Raw genomic sequence first — 26,582 nt, forward strand, 5'->3', positions numbered from 1 at the left:
ACGACGATCTCACGCGGACAGCGAGATCGGTACCCTGAAACTGACGATGCAGAGGCCGTGTGGCGCAGAAGGCGGCACCGAACGCGAGGGCGGCCTGCCCATACGAAGTAGTTGAGTGTACTCTGTAGGGGAAAGTGGGCGATCTCGCGGCGGGTACGACCGAGATCATGAAGAACCTCCTCGCCGAGCAGGTGCTCGGCCTGCCGAAGGGCTGATGACGTGGGTATTCGCGACCGCCTGACCCGGCTGCTGCGCGAGGCACCGGCCGCGGCCGAGGCGATCGAGCACGAGGGCGCCTGGTGGACGTGGGGTGATGTCCGGGCCACCGCGCAGGCGGTGACCGATCAGCTCGACGCCGCCGGTCTCGGTGCGGGCTCCCGGGTGGGCGTGGTGCTGGAGAACCGGCCCGAGCACGTCGCGATCACGGCCGCGGTGATCGCCTCCGGGCGCTGCCTGGTGACGCTCAGCCCGCTGCAGCCCGCGGCGAGGCTCGCGGCGGACATCGAGCGGAGCGACGTGCCGGTCGTGGTCGCCGGGGCCGATGCGCTGGCCCGCGACGGCGTCCTCGGGGCCGTGACCGCCCACGGGCTCGCCCTGGAGCTGGGTACCGACGGCACGGTGCGCGAGGTGGGTGGTGCCGCGCCGGTCGCGGCGACCGGCCCGGCCGAGACCGAAGCGTCTCCCGTGGCGATCGAGATGCTGACCTCCGGGACGACCGGCCCGCCGAAGCGCGTGCACCTCAGCGTCGCCCAGCTGGACCAGGGGCTCGCCTCGGGCGGCCAGGTGCCCAAGCCGGATCGGCTGCTGGCGCGGTCGGCCTCGCTCGTCGCGACCCCGCTCGTGCACATCGGCGGGCTGTGGGGCGCGCTGGCGTGCCTCCACACCGGCCGCCGCATGATCCTGATGGCCAAGTTCGTGCTGGAGCCGTGGGTCGGTGCGGTCGAACGGCACCGGCTGCGCGCCGCGGGTCTGGTGCCGGCGGCACTGCGCACGGTCCTCGACGCGGACGTCCCCCCGAACCGGCTGGCGAGCCTTCAGGTCGTCACGTCCGGAACGGCACCCTGCCCGGCGGAGCTTGCCGACGCGTTCTTCCGCAAGTACGGGATCCGGGTGCTGATGACCTACGGCGCCACCGAGTTCGCCGGCGCCGTGGCGGGTTGGACGCTGTCCCTGCACGAGCAGTGGTGGCACGCCAAGGCGGGCAGCGCCGGCCGCGCGTTCCCCGGGGTCACGCTGCGGGTCACCGGTGCGGACGGCGCCGAGGTGCCGCAGGGGGAGAGCGGCCAACTGGAGGTGCGCACCCGCCAGACGGCGCAGGGCGCCGACACCTGGGTGCGTACCAGCGACCTCGCGCGCATCGACGCGGACGGCTTCGTCTGGATCGAGGGGCGCGCGGACGACGCGATCATCCGCGGTGGCTTCAAGGTGGCACCCGACACCGTCAAGCGGGTCCTCGAGACCCATCCGGGCGTGCGCGAGGCCGCCGTCGCCGGGCTGCCCGACACCCGGCTCGGTGCCGTCCCGGTGGCCGCAGTGGAGATCGAGCCGGGGCAGCAGGCCCCGCGCGTCGCCGACCTCGTGGCGCTGTGCCGGGCGCACCTCACGCCTTACGAGGTGCCGGCGCACGTCCTCGTGCTCGACGAGCTGCCGCGCACACCGTCCAGCAAGGTGAGCCGGGTGGAGCTGCTCGACCTCGTGCGGGCCCAGCTCGCCGAGAAGACTCCGGCATAGGCCGGTCAGCGATCGAGGAGGATCAGCGATGACGAGCACCGAGGAGAAGCCCGCCGAGACGTTCGGCGTGCTGACCGACGAGGCGATCGAACGGTCCCGCCGCCGCCTCGGCATCCCGAACCCCCAGCACAACCCGCCGCACAACTACGAGGTGACCTGGGACGGCACGCGGCACTTCGCCTACGGGTACGGCGACGACAACCCGCTCTACTGCGACCCCGAGTACGCGGCCGGCACGCGCTGGGGATCGCTGGTGGCCCCGCCGACGTTCCTCTACACCATGGGCGAGGACGCCGCGCCGAAACCGGATCCGGAGACGAAGGCGCTGCTCAAGGGCGACCCGTTCGCCGGGCTCGGCTCGTACCAGGCGGTGATGGAGTTCGAGTGGTGGCGGCCGATGCAGCTGGGCGACCGGTGCCGGGTGCTGGCGGCGCAGGTCGGGGTGGCGCCCAAGCGCAGCAGCTTCGGCGGGCGCACCGCGCACGTCACCAACGACTACCTCTACTCCAACGGCCGCGGCGAGATGCACGCCGTGCGCCGTGGGACGTGGATCAACGCGGAGCGCCACACCTCCAAGAAGCGGGCGAAGGAGAAGCTGGAGCAGCAGCCCTACACGCCTGAACAGATCGCCGAGATCGACGCCGCCTACGCCGCCGAGACGCGCCGTGGCGGCGAGCCCAGGTACTTCGAGGACGTCGAGATCGGTGCGGAGCTGGCGCCGAAGGTCAAGGGGCCGCTGACCACCACGGACGTGGTGGTCTGGCACCTGGGCTGGGGGATGCAGCTCACCCCGCCCGGCGCCTTCAAGATCGCCGCGAACATCCGGCGCAAGGCGCCGGGGCTCTACCCGCCGAACGGGCTGAACATCCCCGACACCGTGCAGCGGCTGCACTGGGAGCCGGCGCGGGCCCGGGAGCTCGGCCTGCCCAACTCCTACGACTACGGCGGCATGCGTGAGACCTGGCTGTGCCACCTGCTCACCGACTGGGTCGGCGACGACGGGTGGCTGTGGAAGCTGCGCTGCGAGCACCGCAAGTTCAACTACATCGGCGACACGACCTGGCTGCGCGGCAGCGTCGTGGACAAGGCCCAGGTCGATGGCCGCAACGAGGTGCACGTCGAGCTGCGCTGCGAGAACCAGCGCGGCGAGGTGACGAGCCCGGCGACGGCGGTCGTCCTGCTGCCCACCCGCGACCGCGCGGTGGACCTCCCCGAGCCGCCCGCACCGACGCTGGACGGCATGGTCGCTCACGAGCTGCAGCGCTTCGCCGTCGACTGAGGCGCCGTCGACTGAGGCGCCGTCGAACACCGCCGCCCGTCGAGAACAGACGTTCTCGACGGGCGGCGGCCGTTCTACAGGTCGATGCTCTTGGCGATGATCGTCTTGAGGACCTCGCTGGTGCCGCCGTAGATCCGGGTGACGCGGGCGTCGGCGTAGAGCCGGGCGATGGGGTACTCGCGCATGTAGCCGTACCCGCCGTGCAGCTGCAGGCAGCGGTCGATCACCCGGGACTGCATCTCGGTGCAGAACAGCTTGACCATCGCGGCGTCGGCTGCCGAGAGCTCCTTGTCCTCGTGCTCCACGAGGGCCTTGTCGACCAGTGCGCGACCGGCGGCGACGTCGGTGGCACAGGCGGCGAGCTCGAACTTGGTGTTCTGGAAGGCGGCGACGGGCTTGCCGAACACCTGCCGGTCCTTGACGTACGCCGTGGTGGTGGTGAGCGCCGCCTCGGCCGCGGCCTGCGCGGCGACGGCGATGCCGAGCCGCTCCTGGGGCAGGTTGCCGGTGAGGTAGCGAAATGCCCTGCCCTCCTCGCCCAGGACGTTGGCCTGCGGCACCCGGACGTCCTGGAAGAACAGCTCCGCGGTGTCCTGGGTCTTCAGGCCGATCTTGTCCAGGTTGCGGCCGCGGGTGAAGCCGTCCATCGCGCGCTCCACGACGAGCAGCGTCAGCCCGTCGCGGCGGTTCTCCGGCGTGGAGGTCCTGGCCACCACGATGACGAGGTCGGCGTGGATGCCGCCGGTGATGAACGTCTTGGCCCCGTTGAGGATCCAGTCCTCCCCGTCCCGCACGGCGGTGGTGGCCATCCCGGCGAGGTCGGACCCGGTGCCGGGCTCGGTCATCGCGATGGCCGACATCAGGTCCCCGCAGGCCAGCCCGGGGAACCAGCGCTGCCGCTGCTGCACGTCCGCGAGGGACAGGAAGTAGGGCAGCACCACGTTGGTGTGCACGGAGAGGCCCCCGAGGTTGACGTAGGCCCGCGCCGTCTCCTCCGCCCACACGGCCGAGTAGAGGAATGTGTCGGCGCCGCCGCCCCCGTGCTCCTCGGGGATCTGGATCCCGAGCACCCCGAGGTCGCCGAGCTTGTGGAAGATCTCCCGCGGTACCAGCCCCGCCTCCTCCCACCGGGGGAAGTGCGGCACGACCTCCTTGGCGAGGAAGTCACGGGCGCTCTGCCGAAAGGCATCGTGCTCGGAGCCGTAGAGGGTGCGCTTCATGTTCATCCGTTCCGTCGGTACCGATGTCCGGGTCAGACCACGTGCGAGAGGCCGCCGTCGACGTTCAGCGACGACCCCGTGACGTAGCTCGCGCGCGGGGACAGCAGGAAGGCTGCGACGTCGGCGAACTCCTCGGCGCGGCCCACCCGGCCGAGCGGGATCCCCATTCTCGTTGCCATCGCCGTGGTGAGCTCCTCGTACGGGGTGTCCTTGCGGCGGGCGAGGCGCACCCACTGGTCGCTGTCGATGAAGCCGACCAGCAGGGCGTTGACGCGCACCCCGGCGGCGGCGAGGTCCCGGGAAAGGCCCTTCGTGAGCCCGAGGCCCGCGGCCCTGGCCACCGCGCTCGGCATCGAGCCGGCGCCGGGGGCCTTCGCCGCCGTGCTGAGCACGTTGACGATGGCGCCCCCGTCCCGCTTCAGGTGCGGCAGCGCGAGCTGGATCAGCCGGGTGGCGGCGTGGACCTTCAGGTCCATGTCGGCGTACCACTCCGGCATCGTGATGTCCTCGAACGGCTTTCCGGCGTGCACACCGGCGTTGTTGACCAGACCGTCGAGCCGGCCCCACCGGTCGATGATCGACGCGACGGCCGCCCGCACGTCGGCCTCGTCCGTGACGTCGGCGCGCAGGGCCGCGACCTCACCTCCGTCGGCCGTCATCGTGGCGGCGGCGGCGTCGAGCTTGCCCTGGTCGCGACCGCAGATCGCGACCCTTGCCCCCTCGCGCACCAGCTTGGCGGCCGTGGCTGCGCCCAGCCCGGTCGACCCGCCGGTGACGAAGACGACGCGACCCGTCAGCTCCAGGTCCATGACACCCCTCCAGGCTCAGGCGAGCACGTTCACGTTCGGGTCGAGCTTGACGTCGACGAGGAACGGCCCGTCCAGGTCGGCGACGATCTCGGTCAGGGCATCGAGCTCGGCAGGCTTGCGCACCGTCATCCCGCGCGCGCCCATCGCCTCGGCCATCGGGACCAGCTCCGGCCAGTCGTTCAGCGAGTAGCCGGCGTCCATTCCGAAGTGGACCAGCTTGTAGTGCTCCGCGCCGTAGGCCCCGTCGTCGAGGACGACGACGAGCAGCGGCAGCCGCTCCCGGACGGCGGTGGTGAACTCGGCCATGCTCATCATGAATCCGCCGTCGCCGACGACCGCGACGGTGAGGTCGCCGGGCCGGGCGACGGCCGCGCCGATGGCGCCGGCCAGGCCCAGCCCGATGGAGCCGAACGCGCCCATCGACGTGAAGTCGCGGGCGTCGGCCACCCGCAGGTAGGGCCACACCCCGACGACGAAGCGCCCGATGTCGCTGACCACCACGCGCGTGTCGGGAAGAACCTCGTCGAGACGGATCATCGCGGTGCGGACGTCGACGGTGTCGGCGGCGGAGCGGTCCTGGAAGTCGTCGGACGGCCGGTGCGACGCGGCTTCCTGCTGGATTCCGCGCAGCCAGCCCGTTGCGGGCCGGTGCTCGACGGCGTCGAGTGCCTCGTTGATCGCCGCGGCCACCGCCTTCGCGTCGCCGGCGACGGCCTCGTCGACGCGCGTGTACCAGTCGAAGGCTCCCGGGTCGGCGTCGACCTGGACGACCTTCGTGCCCGCCATGATCTCGCCGTGGAACGAGGTGTGGGCGTTGAGGCTCGCCCCGAAGGCGATGATGCAGTCGGCCTCGGTGATCGCCCTGCTCGCGACGCTGTGCGAGAGGTTGCCGCAGATCCCGATGTCGCTCGGGTGGCCGCGGAAGAGGTCCTTGGCCAGCAGCGAGGTGGCCAGCGGCGCGGCGATCCGTCCGGACAGCGCGACCAGCTCGTCCCGCGCCCCGGACGCGACCGCACCGCGTCCGGCCAGCACCACGGGTCGCTTGGCTGCGGCGATCAGGCCGATGGCGCCGCCGAGCTGCTCCTCTGAGGGCACGCCTCGTGCGCGCGGTACGGCACGGGCCACCGGTGGCTGCTGTCCCGCGTCCTGGCGCAGCATGCCGATCGCGAGGTCGAGCAGGACCGGCCGGTCCTCGGCGAGCACGCGCTGCATCGCCCGGTTCAGGTCCCGCACCAGGCTCTCCGGCTTGTGCACCTTCTCGTACCCGGCGCCCGCCGTGGTGGCGACGGCCGCCAGGTCGAGCCGCTGGAAGTGGGTCGGCTCCCGCGGGGTGTCCCCGGTGACGAGCAGCACGTGGCTGCGGCTCCGCACGGCCTCCACGAGCGAGGTGAGGGTGTTGGAGACCGCGGGCCCGTGCGTCACCGACGCCACCCCGACCCGGCCGGTCATCCGGGACCAGCTGTCCGCCATCCCCACGGCGCTGCCCTCGTGCACGACGCGCACGAAGCGCCCACCACGGTCCTGGTAGTCGCCGGCGTAGAGCATGTTCGCGTCGCCCATGAGCCCGAACACGGTGTCGACCCCGTGCTCGAGCAGCGCGGCGGCGAACGCCTCGTAGACCCTTACCCGGTCGTGCTCGGCCATGGCTAAAAAAGTACCCTCTAAAGCCGAATGCGGCGAGGGGTGCGGGACCCTAGTGCCACCAGGGCGTCAGGGCGTCCAGGTGCCGCCGCATCCGGTGGCGCGCCACACCGGCATCCCCGTCGAGGATCGCGGTGAGGATGCGCTGGTGGACGTGCTGGACCTCCGCGGCCGCCTCGTTGCCCGGGAGCTGGCGGTCCTGCCCGGCGGCGTGCCGCCGGAACAGCTCGGTGATGATGCGGAGGAACAGCGACAGCACCGGGTTGCCCGCGAGCTGCGCGAGCTCGGTGTGGAACAGGTCGGCCTTGCGCGGATCCTCGGCCGGGCCCTCGGTGGCCCAGCGCACAGCGGTGTCGAGGCGCTCGGCCACCTCCGCGTCGCCCTCGGTGTGCCGGGTGATCACCCGGGCGACGGTGCCGAGCTCGATGGCGTCGCGGACGATGCGCAGGTCCTCCGCGGTGACGTGTTGGTGCTCGAGGAACAGGGCCATCGTGTCGATGCTGGCCTGCGCCTCCGGCTCCGCGACGACCAGGCCGCCGCCGGGACCCCGCCGCATCCGCGCGACGGAGTGGTACTCCAGCAGTCGGACGGCCTCGCGCAGCACTGCCCGGCTGATTCCGTAGCGGGCCAGCAGATCGCCTTCCGATCCCAGCACCGACCCGACCTGCCAGCCCCGTGCGGTGATCTCGTCGTGGATGCGGGCGGCGACGACCTCGGCGAGCTTCGCGCGCGGCGCCTCGGCCAGCTCGGGCTCGATGACGCGTCCGGTGACGCGGGAGGCTCGGCGCACCCGGTGCGCCTCGATCCACTTTCCGGTGGACTCGAGGTGCTCGGCGAGGCTGGTCTGGGCGCGGGCACCGTCGCCGGCGGTGACGGCGTCGACGATCGCCCGGTGCGCCCGGTGCGAGGTCTCCTTGGCGGCCAGTATCTCGGCCTTCGAGATGCGGCGCGAGGTGTGGGCGTATCGGGCGGTGAGGCGGGTGAGCACGTCGATGAACAGGTGCAGCACCGGATTGCCCGACAGCTTGCCGAGCGCGGGATGCAGCGGGTCCTGCGACCAGACGCCCGCCTCGTCCTGGCGGGTGACCTCGGCCTCGAGCGTGGCGCGCAGCGTGGCGATGCCGTCCTCGGTGATGAGTTCGGCGGCGAGACCTGCGGCGATGGGTTCGAGCAGCAGCCGGGCGTGCAGCAGGTCGGCGACGCTCGTGCCGACGTACTCGAGGTAGATGACCATCGCCCGGGTGGCCGGTCCCGCGTCCGGGGCGCAGACGAAGAGCCCCCCGTTCGGCCCGCGGCGCATGCGGGCGACCTGGTGGTGCTCGACGAGGCGCACGGCCTCGCGGAGCACGGATCGGCTGACGCCGAAGCGCTCACGCAGGTCGAGCTCGGAGCCCAGAGACTGGCCCACCGGCCAGCCGCGACGCATCACTTCCGCCTCGATGCGGTGGGCGACTTGCGAGGCCAGCTTGCCCGTCGGAGCATCCGACTCCGGCTCGCTCTCGGCAGGCTCGAGGTCGACGGCGGTCGCCATGGGCGGGAAGCTCCTCAGGATGGGGCGTAGCGGGTCCTCAGTCTAGCCCGCAGGTCGATCGCCGGCGTGCGCGACGTGCGAAGAGAGCAGCACGGAACCCGGTTGGGGTCACTCTACTCGCGGTCTTTGCCGGATCAGCCCTTCCTGGACCACGCTGACGACGAGGGCGCCTGCACGATTGAACATCCGGCCTCTGCACAGTGCGCGACCGCCGCCGGCCCAGGTTCCCTCCTGGTCGTAGTAGAGCCACTCGTCCGCACGGAACGGGCCGTGGAACCACACGGCGTGGTCGAGGCTCGCGAACTGCAGATCGCGGGAATCGAGGGTCGTGCCGTGCAGGCCGAGCGAGGAGGACAGCAGCAGCATGTCCGAGGCGTAGGTCGCCGCGCAGCGGTGCAGGAGCGGGTCGTCCGGCAACGGCTCGCGGGAGCGCAGCCAGAACCGCTGGCGGGGCGCCACCCGCTCGCCCCTCCCGGTGGCCAGCCGGGGGAGCTCGCCGTCGAAGCGGAACTCGAAGGGATGACGCTCGGGGAGGGTGCTGTACCAGCGCCGGCTCAGCTCGTCGGCGTCGTCCATCGATCCGGGGGTGACCGGAAGGTCCTCCGGCGACGGTGCGTCGAGGCGGGGCAGCTGGTGGGTGAACCCGTCCTCGGGGGTGTGGAACGACGCGGACAGGGTGAAGATCGCCTCGCCGTGCTGCTGGGCGGTCACCCGGCGCGTGGTGAAGCTGCCGCCGTCCCGGATCGGATCGACCCGGTACACGATCGGCACGGACGGATCGCCGGGGCGCAGGAAGTAGGCGTGCAGCGAGTGGACGAGTCGGCCGGCAGGCACGGTGCGCCCGGCGGCGACGAGCGACTGGGCCGCCACCACACCGCCGAACACCCGCATCGGCGACCGCTCGACGCCGAACCCGCGGAACAGCTCGACCTCGAGTTGCTCGAGATCGAGCATCCGCGTCATCCGCAGGGTGGGTGCGGAGTCCGGGGTGGTGGCGCCGCCCGTGTGCGGCTCCACTCCGGACACCTCCGCCGTGCTCATCCCGGGGCTACTTGGGGGCGAAGCGCTGACCGGCGTCGAGGCGCAGGCACTGCCCGTTGAGCATCGGGTTGTCGACGATGGCGAGCACGAGCTTGGCGTACTCCTCGGGACGGCCCATGCGCCTGGGGAACGCGGCGTCCTTCACCAGCGTGGCCTTCATCTCGTCCGGGACCTTCTGCACGGCGCCGGTCTCGAAGAGGCTGGGCGCGATCGCGAGCACCCGGATGCCGAGTGAGCCGAGGTCGCGGGCCATCGTCAGGCTCATGCCCGCGATGGCGGCCTTGGCGGCGGTGTAGGCGACCTGGCCGATCTGGCCCTCGAAGGCGGCGATCGAGGCGGTGTTGACGATGACGCCGCGCTCGTCGTCCTCCGGCTCGTTCTTGCTCATGTGCGAGGCGGCGAGCCGGCTGATGTTGAACGTGGCGACCGCGTTGAGGTCGAGCACCCGGCGGAAGGTCTCCAGGTCGTGCGGCCCCTCCTTGGAGAGGGTGCGCTTGGCGACGCCGCCGCCTGCCGTCGTGACGGTGACGTGCAACCCGCCGAGGGCCTCGACGGCCGCGGCGAGCGCCTCCTCCGCGGCGGCGAAGTCGGTGACGTCCACCGGGTGGAAGCTCCCGCCGAACGCGGTGGCGACCTCCTCGCCCGCGGAACCGGGACGGTCGAGCACCGCGACGTCCGCGCCGCGGGCGGCGAGCAGCTGGGCGCTGGCGCGGCCCATGCCCGACGCGCCGCCGAACACGGCCACCTTCTTGCCCTTGATCTCCATTCCGGTTCCCTTCGTGAAATCAGACCGATGCGGGTGTCTGGCGTGCATGCCGAGCGCCGGCGCTGACGAGCCCGCAGAGCCGGTCGCGGTGCACGGCGGCGTCGCCGTACAGCACGCCATCGACCTTCGCCCGGCGCAGGTACAGGTGCAGGTCGTGCTCCCAGGTGAACCCGATGCCGCCGTGCAGCTGCAGCGAGTCCCCTGCCACGTCTCCCGTCGCGGCGCCGGAGTAGGAGGCGGCGACGCAGGCGGCGCGGGCGGCGTCGGTGGTGCCGGCGTCGGTGGCCATCGCCGCGTAGTAGGTGGCGGCCCGGGTGCCGTGGACGAGCATCGCCATCGTGGCGCACTTCTGTTTCACGGCCTGGAAGGTGCCGAGCGGCCGGCCGAACTGGACGCGGACCTTCATGTACTCGACGGTGAGCTCGAGCATCCGGTCCATCACGCCGAGCGCCTCGGCCGAGCGCAGCACCGACGCATCGTCGAGGAGCCGTTGCACGTCGGTTGCGCCGCCGCTGAGGTGTCGCTCCCGGGGTACGCGGACGCCGTCGAGACGGACCTCGTAGAATGCGCGGGTCAGGTCGAGAACCTGTTGGCGCCGGACGCTGACGCCGGGGGCCTCACGATCGACGAGGAACGACTCGGGCGCACCGTCGCGCAGCGCGGTGACCAGTAGCCAGCGGGCTCCGCCCGCGTCCTGAACGAGGGTCTTGACGCCGTGCAGGACGGTGGCGTCGCCGTCGACGCGGGCAGTGGCGTGCACGCCGTCGAGGGCCCATGGCGAACGTGGCTCGGCGACTGCCCAGCTCGCCCACGCCGAACCCGCGGCGAGCGCGGGCAGCACCTCGGCCTGCAGCTGCGCCGGTCCACCGCGGGCCACGGCGCGTCCCACGAGCGCGGTCGGGAGCAGCGGCACCCGTGCGGCTGCGCGGCCGACCTCCTCGGCGACGAGTGCGAGCTCGATCAGGCCCTGGCCCGTGCCGCCGTGCTCCTCGACCACGGCGAGTCCGGGCCATCCGAGCTCGCCCGCCAGCCGCCAGAGCACCGGGTCGACGTCCTCGGCGTCGTTCGCGGCTCGCTCCATCTGCGCCCGCACGACGTCGACCGGGGAGTGGTCGGAGAGCAGGTCGCGAGACGCCGCCCGCAGCATCGCCTGCTCGTCGCTGAGCTCGAAGTCCACCAGTCACCACCCGAGTGATCGCACGACGACGCCGCAGTGGCGCCCAACGCAAAGAAAGTATCCTCTTTTAGGTCAATGGTCGAGTCTCGGCCGATATCGAGTCTCGCAGTACTGCTGGCGTGGTGGTTAGAGTAGCCCCATCGTCCATGACGGTGACGCCCGACGACGAGGAGCGGATAGCGATGCGGCTGGAGTCCACGCCGGAGCTCGAGGCGTTCCGCAAGAAGGTGCGGGCGTTCGTCGCCGAGCATGCGCCCGAGAGGAAGACGCACGCCGGGGTCCGGGCACCGGAGCCCGAGCTCATGCCGGCGATCCGGGCCTGGACCGCCAAGCTGTACGAGGCGGGCCTCCTCGGCATCAACTGGCCCGCGGAGTACGGCGGCCGGCCCGACGCACACCCGCTCGAGCCGTTCATCGTCGTCGAGGAGATCACCCGGGCCCGCACGTGGCAACCCATCGGAGCGGCCGCGCTGGCGTCGGCGGCGTTGATCGAGTTCGGCACCGAGGAGCAGCGGGTCCGGTTCCTGCCCCGCATCCGCGCCTGCGAGGACGTGTGGTGCCAGCTGTTCAGCGAGCCGGGTGCGGGCAGCGACCTCGCGGCGTTGCAGACCAGGGCGCGCCGCGAGGGTGAGGGAGACGACGCGGTGTTCGTCGTCGCCGGTCAGAAGGTGTGGACCACCAACGGCCAGCACGCCGACATGGGCTACCTGCTCGCGCGCACGAACCCCGACGCGCCCAAGCACAAGGGCATCACCGCGTTCGCCCTCGACATGCGCACCCCGGGCGTCGAAGTCCGGCCGTTGCGCGAGATCACCGGGACCACCGACTTCAACGAGGTGTTCTTCGACGCCGTCCGGATCCCGGCCGCCAACGTGATCGGGGAGGTGGACAACGGCTGGCGCGTGGCCATGAGCAGCCTCGGGCACGAGCGTTCCGGGGTGGCCGCACAGGGTGTCGAGATGTTCGCCGTGCTCGACGACCTGCTGGGACTCGCTGAGAACTCGACTGTGCGGGGCAGGCCTGCGCTCGAGGACTCCGCCACGCGGCAGTCGATCGGGGAGCTCGCCACGCGGGCGCACGTCAACGCCGCGATGGTCAACCTCGCGCAGTCGCGCATGCTCCACCACACCGAGCAGCCTGCCGACGCGCCGCTCGGGAAGATCTTCTTCAGCGAGGTCAACCACGACCTCGCCGCGTACGGCGTCGCCCTGCAGGGCACCGACGGAGCCCTGACGGAGGGCGACCCGTCGGTCGCGGCGAACGGCTGGTGGCAGGACGCGCATCTCTACTCCCGCGCCTACACGATCGCGGGCGGGGCGAACGAGGTGCTGCGCAACCAGGTGGCCGAACGCGGGCTGGGCCTGCCCCGCGAACCGCGCTGAGCCCGGCGGGACGGATCGCCGCGGACCTACCGATGGAGGAGTGGTGCATGGCGTCACGGTGCAGGCAAGGAGTCGCGGTCGTCGTCGGCCTGGTGGTGGCGGGCGTGCTGACGGCCTGCGGCTCGTCCGACGGGGGTACTGGAGCTGTGGGGCAGGTCGACCGTTCCGCCACGCTGCGCGCCGCCCTCGACACCCCGCCGCCGTCGATGGACCCGCACACGACGGCGTCCGCCATCGCCCAGCACCCGTACTCCTCGCTGGTGTACGACCGGCTCACCCAGATGGGTCCCGACCTCGAGGTCCGGCCGATGCTGGCGATGTCGTGGGAGCTCGCGGCCGACCGCCGGTCGATGACCTTCTCGCTACGCGACGGGGTGTCCTTCAGCGACGGCACGGCGCTCGACGCGGACGCAGTCAAGGCGAGCCTGGACCGGGCGCTCACGTCGCCGGAGTCGACGGTCACGTCGGCTCTCGCCGTTATCGGGTCCGTCGAGGTCGTCGACCCGAGGACGGTGCGGATCACCGCGACGGAGTCGGCGGCGGCACTGCCTGCGGTGCTGGCCGGAACCGAGGCGAGCATCGTCAGTCCTGCGGCGCTGCGCAATCCCGATCTCGACGTGCGTCCGGTGGGGTCGGGCCCATACCAGCTGGAGGAGCTCCAGCTGGGCCAGACGGCGACGTTCGTGCGCCGTGAGGGCTACTGGGATCCGGAGGCGCAGAAGGCCGCCCGGATCGAGATGAGCTTCATGCCTGACCCCAACGCCCGCCTCAGCTCCCTGTCGTCCGGGCAGATCGACATCGCCAACGCAGCCGAGGGGATGTACGAGCAGGTCACGCGGATGGACGGCGTCGTCGTGCACGCCTACCCGGCAGCCGCGACGATCAACGTCCGGCTGAACACGAACCGGCCGAACATCGACAAGGCCGAGGTCCGGCAGGCGCTGAACTACGCGATCGACCGCGAGGCGCTCGTCCAGAGCCTGCTGCAGGGCCGGTGCGACGCGATCGGGCAGCCGCTCCCGGAGATCTATCCGGGCCACCTCACCGACCCGCCGGTCGCCTACACCCACGACCCGGAGCGGGCCAGGCAGCTGCTGGCGCAGGCCGGCGTTCCGGGCGGCTTCACGATGACGATGCTCGTGGGCTCCGGCAACCGGCCCTTCGACCAGCTGGCGACGGCGATGCAGGCGCAGCTCGTTGAGGTCGGCATCACGGTGGAGATCGTGACCCAGACCGCGCCGACGATCTTCGAGACCTGGGGGAAGGGCGGGTTCGACGCCTACACGATCGTCTCGCCGACCTCGGCGTCCCCGGTGATCACCCTGCGGAACACGTTCCAGGCGGCGAGCCGCTACCCCGGCCCCCGGCCGCCCGCGTTCGACGAGGCGCTGGCGGCGGCGGCCTCGCCGGCCTCGGATGACACCACCGTCACCGCGTCGTTGGAGCGGGCGTCCAGCGTGGCGGTCGAGGAGGCGATGAACGTCTGGATCTGCGGGCGCCGCACGCACGTCGCCGCACAGGACGACGTCGTGGGGGCGGACACCATGGGTATCTCCCACTTCGCCGGGATCCTCGACCTGCGCGGGGTGGGCCGCACCGGCTGACGAGGACGGCCCCGAGCGGTCTGCGCGCTCGGTCTGGTCCTCGCAGAGTCCACGGACTCTGCGAGGACCACGCTCAGCGCGCAGGCGTCCCCGGTACCGGGCCGTCGAGCAGGCCCAGGCTGGCGCGGGCATAGGCCGCGCGGCGCTTGCGGCCCACGAGGAAGCTCGGTGGGGCGAAGTAGCCGACGTCGTGGGGGAGGGCGTCGGTGCGGCGGGCGAGCTGCTCCTTCGCCTCGGACGTCGTGCCGCAGACGGCGATCTCGGTGAGTATCTCGTCGGTGACCGCGGCGGCCATGGCGTCGGTGTCGCCCTGTCTGAAGGCGCCGCGGAGCTGTTCGACCGGGCCCTCCCAGCCGTGGTGGGTGACGAACGGGTCGTAGGTCTTCACCGTGAGGTAGAAGGCGATCATGCGCCGGGCGTCGGCGATCGCGCGCTCGGGCTCGGTGTCGTTGACGGCGGTGATGATCCAGCCCTGTTCGAGAGGCCGGTCGGTGCGCTCGCCCGACGCCATCCCCTTCTCGACGGCCGGCCGCACGACGTCGTTCCACCAGGACCGGGTGAACAGGCCGTGCCCGATCATGCCGTCCGCGACGCGGCCGGCGGTGGCCGCCATGCGCTTGTTGAACGCCGCGAGGAGCACCGGGATCTCGAGCCTGCCGAGGACGGGGGCGCGGACGTCGGCGTCGATCGCGTAGAACTCCCCCGAGTAGCGGATCTTCTCGCCGTTCTCGGCGTGCAGCCAGGCCCGCACGACGTCCACGGTCTCCGCGATCCGGTCTACCGGGCGGTCGGCGGGCACGCCGAACCAGTCGCGGTTGATGCGGTACGCGGCGGAGCCGAGGCCGAGGAACAGTCGGCCGGGCGCCGTGGCGTGCAGCTGGCGCATGGCCGTGGCGTGGGCGTAGGGCGTGCGGGCGAACGCGTACGCGATCGCCGGCCCGACCAGGGCGCGCTCGGTGCTCGCCACGATCTCGGCCAGCGTCGTGTACGCGTCGTGGTCGACGAAATCCCCCGTGCAGAACGCCCCGACGCCGACCTGCTCGGCCTCGCGGGCGACGTCAGCACCGGGCCACGGCATCCCGAACCGCATCGGTGTACCCCCTTCTAAAAAGTACTATCTTCTCTGGCTCGGGTGTTCGAACGGCGCGCTACCGCAGTGTCCACTTCGGGCGCGTGACGGCGGCACGGTCGACCGCCTTGGAGCCCAGCGGACTCCCGAGCAGGATGTAGTTCATCCCCGTCTGCATCGCCTGCGTGCGGGTCTTGTCGAGCGACTCCCAGATGGCGCGGACGGTTCCCTGGACTGCCAGCGGCGGCTTGGCCGCGATGATGCGCGCGAGCTCGTCGGCGCGCTTCCACAGCTCGTCACGCGCCACGACCTCAGTGACCAGGCCGATCTGGAGTGCCCGCTCCGCAGACATCCGCTCGTCCAGACCGAGCAACGCGATGCGCAGTGCCTCGCCGAGGGGGATCCGATGCGACAGGCCGATCGGCTCGAGCGCGGCGGTCAGCCCGTAGCTGACGTGTGGATCGAAGAACGTGGCCTCTTCCGAGCAGATCAGGATGTCCGACTCGTTGATCCAGTAGAAGGCCCCGGCGGCAGCCATACCCTGCACAGCGCAGACCAGCGGCTTCCACACGTGGTTGACCTTCGGGCACAGCAACTCGCCCGGGTCGCGGTCGGAGAACGGGTTCTCGTGCCGGAAGACGCCTTGCTTGACGTCGGCCCCGGTGCTGAACGCCCGGTCGCCCGCGGCGCGCAGCACCATCACGTGCACGTCGTCGTCGTTGCGAACGGTCCGCCAGATCTCAGCGAACTCATCGCACATCAGTTGGTTGAAGCTGTTCATGGCTTCCGGCCGGTTCAGGGTGATCGTCGCGACGTGGTCGTCGACCTCGTACAGGACGGTCTGCAGGTCCATCGCTCACTCCGGTGTGGTCGGCTCGACGCCGGACTCTTCCCGCCAGCGCGCGAGTAGAGTACAACGAATTGCATGAGCGACGCCGTGCTGCTGTCCGCGTGCCGAACCGCGATCGGCATCGCATGATCGACGATCGCGGCGTCGACGGGCTCGGTTCGAGCTGGGTCGACGGGGTGGCATGGCTGACCCTGGACCGCCCGCAGGCGCGCAACGCCCTGACGATCGCGATGCGGCGGGGACTGATCGCCGCGTTGCGGGCGGCGGACGCCGACCCGGAGACCCGGCTGGTCGTGCTCACCGGCACCGACCCGGCGTTCTCCGCGGGCATCGATCTCAAGGAGTCGCTCGGGAACGGCAGCGGCTCGCCGCGCGGCGCCCGCACGGACCCCTCGGAGGTGCTGCGGGCGATGCGCACGCCGGTCGTCGGCGTGATCAACGGCCTGTGCTACACCGGCGCACTCGAGCTGGCACTGTCCTGCGACTTCCTCATCGCCTCGCAGAACGCGCGCTTCGCCGACACCCACGCCGCGGTCGGCCTGCTGGCCGGCTGGGGGATGAGCGCGCTGCTGCCGCGCGCCGTCGGCGTGCGGCTGGCCCGCCAGATGATGCTGACCGGCGAGCCCATCGACGCCGAGCAGGCGCTGCGGGCCGGCCTGGTCAACGAGGTGGTGGCACACGAGCGGCTGATGGGACGGGCGCAGGAGATCGTCGACGGGATCCTCGCGGCGTCGCCGGCTGCAGTCGACACCACGCTCGACCTGCTCGCGGACGGCGAGGGCGCCACGCTCGCCCACGCCCTCGCGCTGGAGGCCGGGGCGAAGCTGCGCTGGCGAACGGATGTGGCCGAGGTAGCGCGGCGGTTCGCGGCGCGGACGACGAGAAAGTGACGAATCAGGAGATGATGCCGGTGGGTGTTCGGGTGGACGACCGCGGCGCCGCGACCGTGGTGACCATGGGGTGGACCGCGAAGCGCAACGCGCTCGGGCCCGACGAGGCCGAGGCGCTGGCGCAGGCGGTGCGCGAGGCAGGGGAGCGCCCTGGGAGCGTGGTCGTGCTCACCGGGGAGGGTGCCTTCTGCGCGGGCGGGGACCTGCCGACGATCGTCGAGGTCACGCGCACGATGTCGGCCGACGAGATCCGGGAGACGGTCTACGGCAGGTTCCAGGCCGTGGTCCGCGCTCTGCGCGACTGCCCGGTTCCGACCATCGCCGCGGTGGACGGTCCCGCGGTCGGTCTCGGCCTCGACCTCGCGCTCGCCTGCGACACGCGGTTCGTCGGCCCGGGTGGCTGGGTGCAGCAGGGGTGGGCGCGCGCCGGCCTGGTCGCCGGCACCGGCGGGGTGGCCTTGCTGCACCGGATCCGGCCGGGCCTGCTGTGGAGCCTGCTGGCATCGCAGGACCGGCTGGGGCCCGGCGAGTGCGTGCGGCTCGGACTGGCCGATCCGGCCGACGGCCCCGCGCTCGACGCGGCGCTGGCCCGTGCCGAGGCGCTCGCCCGCGTGCCGCGAGACGTGCTCGGCCACTACGCGGCGCTGGACCGGTCGGCGAGCTGGCCTGTCCCCGAGCAGTTCGAATTCGCCGCGAGCATCCAGGGCGGGCTGATCGGCTCGGAGCGGTTCCGCGCCTTCGCGGACCGGATGCTGGCGAGGAGCTGAGACATGTTCGACCTGACCGGCCGAGCCGTCGTCGTCACCGGTGGCGGTAGCGGCATCGGCCGCGGCATCGCGCGTGCGATGGCCCGCGCAGGCGCGTGCGTCGTGGTCGCAGGACGCACCCCGGAGCCGTTGCAGGAGACCGTCGAGCAGGTGCGGGCACTCGGGGCGCGCGCGATCGCGGTCCCGACCGACATCACCCGCCCCTACCAGGTCGACGCGCTGATCGACCGGGCCGTCGCGGAGTTCGGTGGCCTGCACACCTTCGTGAACAACGCAGGCAGCGCCCGGCCCGGCGACGTCGGCCCGCTGCTGGACCTCACCGAGGCGCAGTGGGACGCGGTCGTCGACCTGAACCTCAAGTGGACGTTCTTCGCCGCCCAGTCCGCCGCGCGGGCGATGCCAGAAGGTGGCTCGATCATCAACATCTCGTCGCGCAGCGGGTCGTACCCGAACCCGATGACGGGCCAGTACGGGGCGGCGAAGGCAGGGCTGGACAACCTGACCCGGACGATGGCCGCCGAGTGGGGCCACCTCGACATCCGCGTGAACGGGGTCGCTCCCGGGGTGGTGGTGACGGAGGGCAGCGAGGAACGGATGACCCCGTCACGGCGCGCGCGCCAGGTGGCGACCGTGCCATTGCAGCGCCTGGGCACGCCCGACGACGTGGGCCCGATGTGCGTCTACCTCGCGTCCGACGAGTCGAGATGGGTGACGGGCACCGTGATCCCTGTCAACGGAGGCAGCCCGATCCCCGTCGGTTACCTCACCTACCTGCATCACAAGAACACACAGGACTGACCGGTTCGGGTGGCCATGGTTGTTGCGACAGCCATGGCCACCCGAGGCTTCGGATCTTCGCCCCGCTTATCCCGGGTTGAGCGGTCGGAAAGGCATGGCCGGCCACCACGGGTAGAAGTCGGGCATGTCCGCGGACACCCTGTCGGGGAAGCGCGCCGGGCGCTTCTCCAGGAAACTCGTGACGCCCTCCTTCGCGTCCTCCGACGTGCCGCGCGACTGCACGGCGCGGGAGTCGAGAACGTGGGCCGTCATCGGGTGGTCGGCGCCGAGCATCCGCCACAGCATCTGCCGGTTCAGGGCGACGGACACCGGCGCGGTGTTCTCGGCGATCTCGCGCGCGATCGCGTACGCGGCGGGCAGCAGCTCCTCCGGCGGATGCACCGACCGGACCAACCCGCCGGCCAGTGCCTCGTCGGCGTCGAAGATCCGCCCGGTGTTCGCCCACTCCAGGGCCCGGCTGATCCCGACCAGGCGGGGCAGGAACCAGCTCGACGCCGCCTCCATCACGATCCCGCGCCGCGCGAACACCAGCCCGAAGCGCGCCTCGGTGGATGCCAGCCGCACGTCGGCGGGCAGGGTCATCGTGACGCCGATGCCGACAGCGGGCCCGTTGAACGCGACGATCACCGGCTTCGTCGACTCGAAGATCCGCAGCGACACCTGGCCGCCGTGGTCGCGGTGCGCGGCGCCCTCGGCGTAGTCGAACGTGGCGCCTCCGGACCGCAGGTCGGCACCGGCGCAGTAACCACGGCCGGCACCGGTCAGCACGACGGCCCGCACCTCGTCGTCGGAGTCGGCGCGGTCGAACGCATCGATCAGTTCCTCGGCCATCTGCCGGGTGAACGCGTTGAGCCGCTCCGGCCGGTTCAGCGTGATGGTCAGGACCTGCTCGGCGACCTCGTAGCGGATCTGCTCGTAGCCGCCGGTCGTGTCGTCGATCATCTCTCCGCTCATGCCTTCGGCCCGCCCGCGAGGTATACGACCTGGCCGGAGACGAACCCGGCGCCCTCGCTGACCAGGAAAGACACCAGGTGCGCGACGTCGTCGGGCTGGCCGACCCGTCCCACCGGGATCGTCGCGGCCGCACCCGCGACAAAGTCGGCGAACGGCACGCCCATCCGCTCCGCCGTCGCCTTGGTCATCTCCGTCTCGATGAACCCCGGTGCGATCGCGTTCGCCGTGACGCCGAACTTGCCCAGTTCGATGGCGAGGGTCTTGGTGAAGCCCTGCAGGCCCGCCTTGGCGGTGGAGTAGTTCAGCTGCCCGCGGTTGCCCAGCGCGGAGGTCGACGACAGGTTCACGATCCGTCCGAACTTCGCCTCGACCATGTGCTTCTGCGTGGCCCGCGACATCAGGAACGCACCACGCAGGTGCACACCCATGACCGTGTCCCAATCGACCTCAGTCATCTTGAACAGCATGTTGTCCCGGGTGACGCCCGCGTTGTTCACCAGCACGGTAGGCGCACCGAGCTCCGCGGCCACCCCGTCGACGGCGGACTGCACGGCATCGGGGTCGGCCACGTCCACCGCCATCCCCGCCGCGCGACCTCCGTCGGCCGCGATCGCCTCCGCTGTGCCTTTCGCCCCGGCCTCGTCCAGGTCCAGCACGCCGACGGCCAATCCGTCGGACGCGAGCCGGCGGGCGGTCGCTGCGCCGATCCCCCGTGCGGCTCCGGTCACGATCGCGACCCGGCTCTGTCCTACATTCATACTGTCCCTCTTCCTCGTTCTACGCCGCGTCCTACGCCGCTGTCCCGGATCCGACCGCCGTCTCGACCGGCTTCGGCTGCGGGCGTCGCCAGAATGCCGCGAGCTGCACCGTCGCCGCACCCAACCCCACGCCGACGGCGAGGGCGGCGCGCTGCGTACCGGTGAGACGCTCGTCCAGTCCCAGCACCCGGTCCACACTGAACCTGCCGGGCCCGAGCGCAGCCAGTGCCACCGACGCGGCGCCGAGGTTGAGCACGAACTCGTACCCCTCGTTCATCACGAAGAACCCGTTGGGCAGGTGCACCGATCGCGCCGCGACCCCCATCGTCCCCACCACCGCGGACGCCGCCAGGGGCGTCGCCACCCCGGCGAGCAGCGCCGCCCCGGCTCCGACCTCGATCGCAGCACTCGCCGCTGCCTGCATGCGCGGCTGTCGAAACCCGATCGACCCGAACCACCCGGCCGTCCCGTCCAGCGTCCGGCCGTGCCGCACGCCGTGGGCGATCATCGTGCCGCCGATGACAGCCCGCAGGAGCAGCCGCGCCACGTCGCCGCCGGTCATGACGGGTCCACATAGATGTCGAGGTCGGGTGCCTCGCCGCCGCCGTACCGGGAGAAGTCGGTGACCCCCGATGCCCGGAGCACGTCCTCGTCGATCAGGGTCCGACCGGTCTGCTCCGCCGACGGTTTCGCGAGGATTTCCACGGCAGCGTCGGCCATGATCTCCGGGCTGCGCGAACTTCCGGCCTTGTCTCCGAACAGGTTGATCACCGCGGCGGTCGCGATCGTCGTCCGCGGCCACAGGCAGTTCGCCGCGACACTCGCTTCCGAGTACTCCGCGGCCCAGCCCAGGGTCAGCAGCGTCATGCCGTACTTCGACAGCGTGTAGCCGGGGTGGCGTCCCAGCCAGTGCGGCGCGAGGTTCAGCGGCGGCGAGAGCGTCAGGACATGAGCCTGGTCCGACTTGCGCAGATGCGGGAGGCATGCACGGGTCAGTACGTAGGTGCCTCGAGCGTTGATCTGCTGCATCAGGTCGAATCGCTTGACCGGCAGTTCCTCGGTGCCGGAGACGTTGATCGCGCTGGCGTTGTTCACGCAGACATCCACGCCACCGAACGTCTCGACGGCTGTGGCGACGGCCCGCTCGACGTCCTCCTCCTTCCGCACGTCGCCGACGACCGCGACCGCTTTGCCGCCGGCGGCCTCGATCTCCTCGACGGCGGTGTGGACGGTTCCCGGCAGCCGCGGGTCGGGCTGGTCGGTCTTCGCCAGGAGCACGGCGTTCGCGCCCTGGCGTGCGGCGGCGACGAGGATGGCCAGCCCGATACCCCGGCTCCCTCCCGACATGACGATCGTGCGGCCTTGGAGTCGATGCGTCATGGAGTCCCTCCGGTGGTCGGTCAGTGAGCTCGGCGAGGAGACGGACGTATGCGCGAGCGCTCGGGTCGTCGTGAGGTGCGCGCGGCGCCGACGCCAATGGCCGGGATGAGATCAGGCTCCTCAGCCAAGTAGGTGCCCGCGCACCGCGGGAGAGCACCGGCTGTCCAGCGCGGGACTCCGCCGTGCTGCGTATCACCGTCGCCCGCCTCCAACTCGCACATAAGCCTGCACAGCCTAGCGTGCGGAACCAATATTGAGGATACTGAAGGTGGGTGAGGTCACGGACATATGCGATCTGCCTTCTGGCCTGTTCGTGGGTAGGTTCCGACGAGAGCCACTCGTCGGCTCGGGTGTACTGAAGAGTGGCAGGTTTGAGGAGAAGCATGGCGCAGCACACCTTGACGTTCGATGTCTCCGCCGAAGTCGGTACGGGGGAGGCGCTGACGCAGGCGGCGTGGCTGTTCCTGCCCGAGGACCCGAGTGCGGCGACCGCCGTGCTGCTGTGCCTCGCAGGCGGCACCTACGACAAGCGGTACTGGCACCTGGAGGTTCCGGGGCGTCGTGGCTACAGCTTCGCCGAGCACCTTGCCGGGCAGGGATACATCGTGGTCGCGCTCGATCATCTGGGCGTCGGCGGAAGCAGTGACCCGGAGCGATCCGGCGATGTGGGGTTGCCGCTCCTCGCCGCGGGTGATGCCGCGGTCGCCGTGCAACTGCGGGCGAGGATGCGGGCGGGCGCGCTGGTGCCCGGGCTTCCCTCGCTCGACCTCCCGCTGGTCGGGGTCGGCCACTCCATGGGCGCATGCCTGACGACGATGATGCAGGCCCAGGAACGGCCGTACGACGCCGTGGTGTTACTGGGCTACGGGGTCCAAATCTCCAACGTGCACGAGGCCGCCATCGATGCCGAGGACCTCCACGCCCGGATCACTCAGAGCCTCGCCGCGTTCCGCGAGCGCACCGGCACGGCGCCCGACGCCGTCTCAACGATCGTGCCGCGGCAGCGCCTGCGGCAGCTGTTCCACGCCCCTGACGTGCCGGACGACGTCATCGCCGCCGACGATGCCGCGGAGTCACGCGTGCCGGTGCTGGCGGCGTCGGAGGTCACGACACCCGGTTACGTGCAGCGATACGCCGCGGTGGTGGATGTCCCCGTGTTCGTGGCGCTCGGCGCGGTGCTGGACGTCTCGCCCGATCCGTACGCCGAGCTCGCCGGCTATCGCGCCTCGCAGGACGTGACGCTGCACCTCGTCGCAGGCTCCGCGCACTGCCACAACTTCGCGGGAAACCGGGTCGTGCTCTGGGACCACATCGCGGCGTGGGTGCCGAGGGTCACGGCGCGTGCCGCGGCCCCGGTCGCGGCGAACTGAGAGGGGTGGAGATGGGGCGGCTCGAGGGCAAGATCGTGCTGATCACGGGTGCAGGCCGGGGCATGGGGCGCAGTCACGCGCTGCGGCTCGCCTCGGAGGGCGCGGACCTGCTGATCGTCGACGTCTGCGCACCGGTCGAGGGGATCGCGTATCCGATGAGCGGCGAGGACGACCTGGCCGAGACGGCGAAAGCCGTCGAGGCTCTCGGTCGCCGGGTGCTCGCGCGGACGGTCGACGTACGCGACGCCGAGGAGTTGTGCGCGGTGGTCGGGGAGGCCGCAGGGGAGCTCGGCGGGTTGGATGCTGCGGTGGCCAACGCCGGCGTCCTCACCGTCGGTACATGGGACACCACCAGCGTCGCGGACTGGCGAACGGTCGTGGACGTCAATCTGATCGGCACCTGGAACACGTGCGTCGCCGCGATCCCGCACCTGATCGCCCGCGGCGGCGGGAGTCTGGTGAACATCAGCTCGGCGGCCGGGATCAAGGGCAATCCGTTGACCACCCCGTACACGGCCGCGAAGCACGGCGTCGTCGGATTGAGCCTCGCGCTCGCCAACGAGCTCGCCGAGAAGTCGATCCGGGTCAACACCGTGCACCCGACGGGCGTGCCCACCGGGATCCGGGCGCCCGGCCTGCACGAGCTGCTCGCCGGTCCGCACGCCGGTCTGGGGGCGATCTACCAGAACGCCATGCCCGTCGAGATGGTCGAGCCGGTCGATGTCAGCAACGCCGTGCTGTATCTCGTGTCGGACGAGTCCCGCTACGTCACCGGGACCCAGATGAAGGTGGACGCGGGGGTGACGATCCGGTGACGGTGGGTGGGGTCGGTCAGGGCTGATGGACGTCCGCGATGCCGTCGCGAGCCGGCGTTCCGTGCGCGGGTTCCTGGACCGGCCGGTGGACCGCGCCGTGCTGTCGAGGGTCCTCGATGCCGCCGGACGGGCACCTTCGGGCGGTAACCTGCAGCCATGGCGGCTCTACGCGCTGACCGGCGGCCCGTTGGCAGTGCTGAAGAAGCTGATGGTCGAGCGGGTCGAGAGCGGTGACGGCGGGGACGAGCGCGAGTACGCGATCTACCCGCCGGCGCTGACCTCGCCGTACCGGGAGCGGCGGTTCCGTTCCGGCGAGCAGCTCTACACCGCGCTGGGGATCTCCCGCGAGGACAAGGCGGCGCGCAGGCGGTGGTTCGCCCGCAACTACGCGTTCTTCGGGGCGCCGGTCGGCATGTTCTGCTACATCGACCGGCGGATGGGCGCGGCGCAGTGGGCCGACCTCGGCATGTACCTGCAAACGATCATGCTGCTCCTGCGGGCCGAAGGTCTGGCCAGCTGTCCTCAGGAGGCGTGGTCGGTCCACCACCGGACCGTGGCCGAGGTGGTCGGTGCCCCTGCCGAGCTGATGCTGTTCTGCGGCATGGCCGTCGGGTGGGAGGACGTGGGCAACCCGGCGAACGCTGTCCGCATCGAGAGGGCGCCGCTCGACGAGATCGTCGACTTCGTCGGGTGGGGCGGGGAGGAGACCACGTGAACGACCTGGTGGACGTGCAGCGGCACGGGAGGGTGCTGGTAGTGGCCATGCGCCGGGAGGCCAAGCGCAACGCGATCAACCGGGCTATGGCCGACGCCCTCGATGACGCCTTCAACGTGATGGAAGACGACGACGACATCTGGGCCGGCGTGCTCACGGGCACGGAAACCGTCTTCTCGGCGGGCAGCGACCTCACCGCGAACGGCGACTACGTGACCGAGCGCGGCGGGGAGTACGGGCTGGTGCGGCGGGTCCGCCGCAAGCCGCTCGTCGCGGCGGTGGAGGGGCCGGCGTTCGGCGGCGGACTGGAGCTCGTGCTCGCCTGCGATCTCGTCGTGGCCTCGACGGCCGCGTGGTTCGGCCTGCCGGAGGTCGGCATCGGCGTGGTGCCGACATGCGGTGCCCTCTTCCGGGCGCCACGGGGTTTCCCGGCGAACCTCGCGCGCCAGCTCGTGCTCACCGGCGACCCGATCCCGGCCCAGCGGGCGTACGAGGCCGGGTTCGTGAACGTGCTGTGCCCGCCGGGCTATGCGGGAGACGAAGGACTCGCGCTCGCAACCCGGGTCACCCGGAACGCTCCTGTGGCGCTCCAGGCCTGCATGGAGGCGATGAACGGGCTCGCGACGTCCGAGGACGCGGCGGGCTGGACGGCCACGGTCGCAGCGACCAGCCGCGTCCGTGAATCCGAGGACGGCCGCGAGGGTGTGCGGGCCTTCCTGGAGAAGCGCGCTCCCGCGTGGACCGGTCGCTGATCGATCCTGGCGCGTTCCGGATACACGGCGACCGTGATGCGGTCCACTTCTCCTATTCAGGGCACGGAATCGGACCTTATGGTGGTCCGACAGGCATCTGTCGAAGGGACCGGACATGCGTGACGCAGTGATCGTGGAGGCCGTGCGAACGCCGGTCGGCAAGCGGAACGGCGGGCTGTCGGGGGTGCATCCGGCGAACCTGTCGGCGCACGTCCTGAACGCGCTGGCCGAGCGGGCCGGGGTGGAGCCTGGCGTGGTGGACGACGTCGTGTGGGGCTGCGTCACCCAGGTCGGGGAGCAGGCCTTCGACATCGCCCGCACTGCGGTGCTGACCGCCGGCTGGCCGGAGACCGTCACCGGCGTGACCGTGGACCGGCAGTGCGGCTCGTCGCAGCAGTCGGTGCACTTCGCGGCCGCCGGGCTGATCGCGGGGCAGTACGACGTGGTTGTGGCCGGTGGGGTCGAGTCGATGAGCCGGGTGCCCATGGGGTCCTCGATCGGCGACGGCAGGCCGTACCCCGACACCTTCCTCGCCCGCTACGGCGGCGTGTCCCCGAACCAGGGTGTGGGCGCCGAGATGATCGCCGAGCGGTGGGGACTCTCGCGCACCCAGCTCGACGAGTTCTCCCTCGGCTCGCACGAGAAGGCCGCCGCGGCACAGGACGAGGGCCGCGTCGCCGCCCAGATCGCGCCGGTCACGCTCGAGGACGGCACGGTCGTCAGCGCGGACGAGGGGGTCCGTCGCGGCAGCACCGTGGAGAAGCTGGCCGGGCTGAAGACGGTGTTCAAGCCCGAGGGCGGCACGATCACGGCGGGGAACTCCTCGCAGATCTCCGACGGATCCGCGGCGCTGCTGATGACCACGTCGGAGAAGGCGAAGGAGCTGGGGCTGCGACCGATCGCCCGGGTGCACACGGCGGTGCTGGCCGGATCAGACCCGGTGATCATGCTGACGGCGCCGATCCCGGCCACGCAGAAGGCGCTGCAGCGCTCCGGCCTGCGGATCGACGAGATCGGTGCGTTCGAGGTCAACGAGGCGTTCGCGCCCGTGCCGCTGGCCTGGCTGGCCGACCTCGGGGCGGATGCGAAGGCGCTCAACCCCAACGGCGGTGCGATCGCGCTCGGCCACCCGCTGGGCGGGTCCGGGGCACGGCTGATGACCACGCTGGTGCACCACATGCGCGACAACGGCATCCGTTACGGCCTGCAGACCATGTGCGAGGGCGGCGGCCAGGCCAACGCCACCATCCTCGAACTGCTCTGACGCGGAAAACGCACCACCC

General features: G+C 71.4%; 25 protein-coding genes. 12 read left to right on the plus strand and 13 right to left on the minus strand.

What is annotated here, in order from left to right; all coding sequences use genetic code 11:
• Window positions 1-219: 219 nt before the first annotated feature.
• Window positions 220-1,731, plus strand: coding sequence for a class I adenylate-forming enzyme family protein (locus FB558_RS19390; protein WP_142055462.1), 1,512 nt, complete (start codon window positions 220-222; stop codon window positions 1,729-1,731).
• 28 nt (window positions 1,732-1,759) lie between these two features.
• Window positions 1,760-3,010 (plus strand): FAS1-like dehydratase domain-containing protein, encoded by a 1,251-nt coding sequence (locus tag FB558_RS19395; protein WP_142055464.1) that lies wholly within the window; start codon window positions 1,760-1,762, stop codon window positions 3,008-3,010.
• Between the two features lie 74 nt (window positions 3,011-3,084).
• Here the strand turns inward: FB558_RS19395 and FB558_RS19400 are convergent, their stop codons facing one another.
• From FB558_RS19400 to FB558_RS19430, 7 genes are all read right to left on the minus strand, one after another.
• Complete coding sequence (locus tag FB558_RS19400; protein WP_142055466.1) at window positions 3,085-4,230, minus strand: acyl-CoA dehydrogenase family protein; 1,146 nt, start codon at window positions 4,228-4,230, stop codon at window positions 3,085-3,087.
• A gap of 32 nt (window positions 4,231-4,262) precedes the next feature.
• On the minus strand, window positions 4,263-5,039 hold the full coding sequence (locus FB558_RS19405) for an SDR family NAD(P)-dependent oxidoreductase (protein ID WP_142055468.1): 777 nt from the start codon (window positions 5,037-5,039) through the stop codon (window positions 4,263-4,265).
• A gap of 15 nt (window positions 5,040-5,054) precedes the next feature.
• The gene (locus FB558_RS19410; protein WP_142055470.1) at window positions 5,055-6,683 is read right to left on the minus strand and encodes a thiamine pyrophosphate-binding protein; all 1,629 of its coding nucleotides are present in this window, start codon (window positions 6,681-6,683) and stop codon (window positions 5,055-5,057) included.
• A 49-nt stretch (window positions 6,684-6,732) separates the two neighbouring features.
• Complete coding sequence (locus FB558_RS19415) at window positions 6,733-8,211, minus strand: FadR/GntR family transcriptional regulator (protein ID WP_142055472.1); 1,479 nt, start codon at window positions 8,209-8,211, stop codon at window positions 6,733-6,735.
• Between the two features lie 108 nt (window positions 8,212-8,319).
• Window positions 8,320-9,252: an acyl-CoA thioesterase gene (locus FB558_RS19420; RefSeq protein WP_142055474.1), complete on the minus strand. Its 933-nt coding sequence runs from the start codon at window positions 9,250-9,252 to the stop codon at window positions 8,320-8,322.
• Window positions 9,253-9,259: 7 nt separating this feature from the next.
• Window positions 9,260-10,018, minus strand: a complete 759-nt coding sequence (locus FB558_RS19425; RefSeq protein WP_142055476.1) for an SDR family NAD(P)-dependent oxidoreductase — start codon at window positions 10,016-10,018, stop codon at window positions 9,260-9,262.
• Between the two features lie 19 nt (window positions 10,019-10,037).
• Window positions 10,038-11,195 carry an acyl-CoA dehydrogenase family protein gene (locus FB558_RS19430; protein WP_142055478.1) on the minus strand — a complete coding sequence of 386 codons (1,158 nt, stop codon included), beginning with the start codon at window positions 11,193-11,195 and terminating at the stop codon, window positions 10,038-10,040.
• A 146-nt stretch (window positions 11,196-11,341) separates the two neighbouring features.
• Here FB558_RS19430 and FB558_RS19435 point away from each other — a divergent pair, with 146 nt between their 5' ends.
• Complete coding sequence (locus tag FB558_RS19435; RefSeq protein WP_246106612.1) at window positions 11,342-12,577, plus strand: acyl-CoA dehydrogenase family protein; 1,236 nt, start codon at window positions 11,342-11,344, stop codon at window positions 12,575-12,577.
• Window positions 12,578-12,624: 47 nt separating this feature from the next.
• Complete coding sequence (locus FB558_RS19440) at window positions 12,625-14,181, plus strand: ABC transporter substrate-binding protein (RefSeq protein WP_170231412.1); 1,557 nt, start codon at window positions 12,625-12,627, stop codon at window positions 14,179-14,181.
• 73 nt (window positions 14,182-14,254) lie between these two features.
• On the opposite strand, the gene FB558_RS19445 is transcribed toward FB558_RS19440, so the two are convergent.
• Window positions 14,255-15,271: an LLM class flavin-dependent oxidoreductase gene (locus FB558_RS19445; protein ID WP_142055482.1), complete on the minus strand. Its 1,017-nt coding sequence runs from the start codon at window positions 15,269-15,271 to the stop codon at window positions 14,255-14,257.
• A 58-nt stretch (window positions 15,272-15,329) separates the two neighbouring features.
• Window positions 15,330-16,103 carry an enoyl-CoA hydratase/isomerase family protein gene (locus FB558_RS19450; protein WP_142055484.1) on the minus strand — a complete coding sequence of 258 codons (774 nt, stop codon included), beginning with the start codon at window positions 16,101-16,103 and terminating at the stop codon, window positions 15,330-15,332.
• Window positions 16,104-16,225: 122 nt separating this feature from the next.
• Here FB558_RS19450 and FB558_RS19455 point away from each other — a divergent pair, with 122 nt between their 5' ends.
• The 3 genes from FB558_RS19455 to FB558_RS19465 are packed head-to-tail and all read left to right on the plus strand — an operon-like array spanning window position 16,226 to window position 18,555.
• Window positions 16,226-16,990 carry an enoyl-CoA hydratase gene (locus tag FB558_RS19455; RefSeq protein WP_142055486.1) on the plus strand — a complete coding sequence of 255 codons (765 nt, stop codon included), beginning with the start codon at window positions 16,226-16,228 and terminating at the stop codon, window positions 16,988-16,990.
• Between the two features lie 20 nt (window positions 16,991-17,010).
• Complete coding sequence (locus FB558_RS19460) at window positions 17,011-17,757, plus strand: enoyl-CoA hydratase/isomerase family protein (protein ID WP_170231413.1); 747 nt, start codon at window positions 17,011-17,013, stop codon at window positions 17,755-17,757.
• 3 nt (window positions 17,758-17,760) lie between these two features.
• Entirely contained in the window at window positions 17,761-18,555 is a 795-nt protein-coding gene (locus FB558_RS19465) for an SDR family NAD(P)-dependent oxidoreductase (RefSeq protein ID WP_142055490.1), read from the plus strand.
• A 66-nt stretch (window positions 18,556-18,621) separates the two neighbouring features.
• On the opposite strand, the gene FB558_RS19470 is transcribed toward FB558_RS19465, so the two are convergent.
• The 4 genes from FB558_RS19470 to FB558_RS19485 are packed head-to-tail and all read right to left on the minus strand — an operon-like array spanning window position 18,622 to window position 21,647.
• A complete protein-coding gene (locus FB558_RS19470) occupies window positions 18,622-19,497 on the minus strand; it encodes a crotonase/enoyl-CoA hydratase family protein (protein WP_142055492.1) in 876 nt (291 codons plus the stop codon).
• A gap of 8 nt (window positions 19,498-19,505) precedes the next feature.
• On the minus strand, window positions 19,506-20,267 hold the full coding sequence (fabG, locus tag FB558_RS19475) for a 3-oxoacyl-ACP reductase FabG (RefSeq protein ID WP_142055494.1): 762 nt from the start codon (window positions 20,265-20,267) through the stop codon (window positions 19,506-19,508).
• Between the two features lie 31 nt (window positions 20,268-20,298).
• Window positions 20,299-20,829, minus strand: a complete 531-nt coding sequence (locus FB558_RS19480; RefSeq protein WP_142055496.1) for a DoxX family protein — start codon at window positions 20,827-20,829, stop codon at window positions 20,299-20,301.
• Window positions 20,826-21,647 (minus strand): SDR family oxidoreductase, encoded by an 822-nt coding sequence (locus FB558_RS19485; protein WP_142055499.1) that lies wholly within the window; start codon window positions 21,645-21,647, stop codon window positions 20,826-20,828. Before FB558_RS19485 ends, FB558_RS19480 begins: the two co-directional genes overlap by 4 nt.
• 383 nt (window positions 21,648-22,030) lie before the next feature.
• Between FB558_RS19485 and FB558_RS19490 the strand changes: the two genes are divergently transcribed.
• From FB558_RS19490 to FB558_RS19510, 5 genes are all read left to right on the plus strand, one after another.
• A complete protein-coding gene (locus FB558_RS19490; RefSeq protein WP_142055501.1) occupies window positions 22,031-23,017 on the plus strand; it encodes an alpha/beta hydrolase in 987 nt (328 codons plus the stop codon).
• 11 nt (window positions 23,018-23,028) lie between these two features.
• Entirely contained in the window at window positions 23,029-23,832 is an 804-nt protein-coding gene (locus tag FB558_RS19495; RefSeq protein WP_142055503.1) for a mycofactocin-coupled SDR family oxidoreductase, read from the plus strand.
• A gap of 25 nt (window positions 23,833-23,857) precedes the next feature.
• Window positions 23,858-24,547 (plus strand): nitroreductase, encoded by a 690-nt coding sequence (locus FB558_RS19500; protein WP_142055505.1) that lies wholly within the window; start codon window positions 23,858-23,860, stop codon window positions 24,545-24,547.
• Entirely contained in the window at window positions 24,544-25,299 is a 756-nt protein-coding gene (locus tag FB558_RS19505) for an enoyl-CoA hydratase-related protein (protein ID WP_142055508.1), read from the plus strand. The genes FB558_RS19500 and FB558_RS19505 overlap by 4 nt, the downstream gene beginning before the upstream one ends.
• A 115-nt stretch (window positions 25,300-25,414) precedes the next feature.
• The gene (locus FB558_RS19510; RefSeq protein WP_142055510.1) at window positions 25,415-26,563 is read left to right on the plus strand and encodes a thiolase family protein; all 1,149 of its coding nucleotides are present in this window, start codon (window positions 25,415-25,417) and stop codon (window positions 26,561-26,563) included.
• Window positions 26,564-26,582: the final 19 nt, after the last annotated feature.

Origin of the sequence: Pseudonocardia kunmingensis (assembly GCF_006716445.1) — a bacterium.
GTDB classification, from domain to species: Bacteria; Actinomycetota; Actinomycetes; order Mycobacteriales; family Pseudonocardiaceae; genus Pseudonocardia; species Pseudonocardia kunmingensis.

Bases quoted from the DNA above. Each gene is read 5' to 3' on its own strand.
- FB558_RS19395 (WP_142055464.1), top strand. From the start codon at position 1,760: ATGACGAGCACCGAGGAGAAGCCCGCCGAGACGTTCGGCGTGCTGACC.
- FB558_RS19400 (WP_142055466.1), bottom strand. From the start codon at position 4,230: ATGAAGCGCACCCTCTACGGCTCCGAGCACGATGCCTTTCGGCAGAGC.
- FB558_RS19405 (WP_142055468.1), bottom strand. From the start codon at position 5,039: ATGGACCTGGAGCTGACGGGTCGCGTCGTCTTCGTCACCGGCGGGTCG.
- FB558_RS19410 (WP_142055470.1), bottom strand. From the start codon at position 6,683: ATGGCCGAGCACGACCGGGTAAGGGTCTACGAGGCGTTCGCCGCCGCG.
- FB558_RS19415 (WP_142055472.1), bottom strand. From the start codon at position 8,211: ATGGCGACCGCCGTCGACCTCGAGCCTGCCGAGAGCGAGCCGGAGTCG.
- FB558_RS19420 (WP_142055474.1), bottom strand. From the start codon at position 9,252: ATGAGCACGGCGGAGGTGTCCGGAGTGGAGCCGCACACGGGCGGCGCC.
- FB558_RS19425 (WP_142055476.1), bottom strand. From the start codon at position 10,018: ATGGAGATCAAGGGCAAGAAGGTGGCCGTGTTCGGCGGCGCGTCGGGC.
- FB558_RS19435 (WP_246106612.1), top strand. From the start codon at position 11,342: ATGACGGTGACGCCCGACGACGAGGAGCGGATAGCGATGCGGCTGGAG.
- FB558_RS19440 (WP_170231412.1), top strand. From the start codon at position 12,625: ATGGCGTCACGGTGCAGGCAAGGAGTCGCGGTCGTCGTCGGCCTGGTG.
- FB558_RS19445 (WP_142055482.1), bottom strand. From the start codon at position 15,271: ATGCGGTTCGGGATGCCGTGGCCCGGTGCTGACGTCGCCCGCGAGGCC.
- FB558_RS19450 (WP_142055484.1), bottom strand. From the start codon at position 16,103: ATGGACCTGCAGACCGTCCTGTACGAGGTCGACGACCACGTCGCGACG.
- FB558_RS19455 (WP_142055486.1), top strand. From the start codon at position 16,226: ATGATCGACGATCGCGGCGTCGACGGGCTCGGTTCGAGCTGGGTCGAC.
- FB558_RS19465 (WP_142055490.1), top strand. From the start codon at position 17,761: ATGTTCGACCTGACCGGCCGAGCCGTCGTCGTCACCGGTGGCGGTAGC.
- FB558_RS19470 (WP_142055492.1), bottom strand. From the start codon at position 19,497: ATGATCGACGACACGACCGGCGGCTACGAGCAGATCCGCTACGAGGTC.
- fabG (WP_142055494.1), bottom strand. From the start codon at position 20,267: ATGAATGTAGGACAGAGCCGGGTCGCGATCGTGACCGGAGCCGCACGG.
- FB558_RS19480 (WP_142055496.1), bottom strand. From the start codon at position 20,829: ATGACCGGCGGCGACGTGGCGCGGCTGCTCCTGCGGGCTGTCATCGGC.
- FB558_RS19485 (WP_142055499.1), bottom strand. From the start codon at position 21,647: ATGACGCATCGACTCCAAGGCCGCACGATCGTCATGTCGGGAGGGAGC.
- FB558_RS19490 (WP_142055501.1), top strand. From the start codon at position 22,031: ATGGCGCAGCACACCTTGACGTTCGATGTCTCCGCCGAAGTCGGTACG.
- FB558_RS19495 (WP_142055503.1), top strand. From the start codon at position 23,029: ATGGGGCGGCTCGAGGGCAAGATCGTGCTGATCACGGGTGCAGGCCGG.
- FB558_RS19500 (WP_142055505.1), top strand. From the start codon at position 23,858: ATGGACGTCCGCGATGCCGTCGCGAGCCGGCGTTCCGTGCGCGGGTTC.
- FB558_RS19510 (WP_142055510.1), top strand. From the start codon at position 25,415: ATGCGTGACGCAGTGATCGTGGAGGCCGTGCGAACGCCGGTCGGCAAG.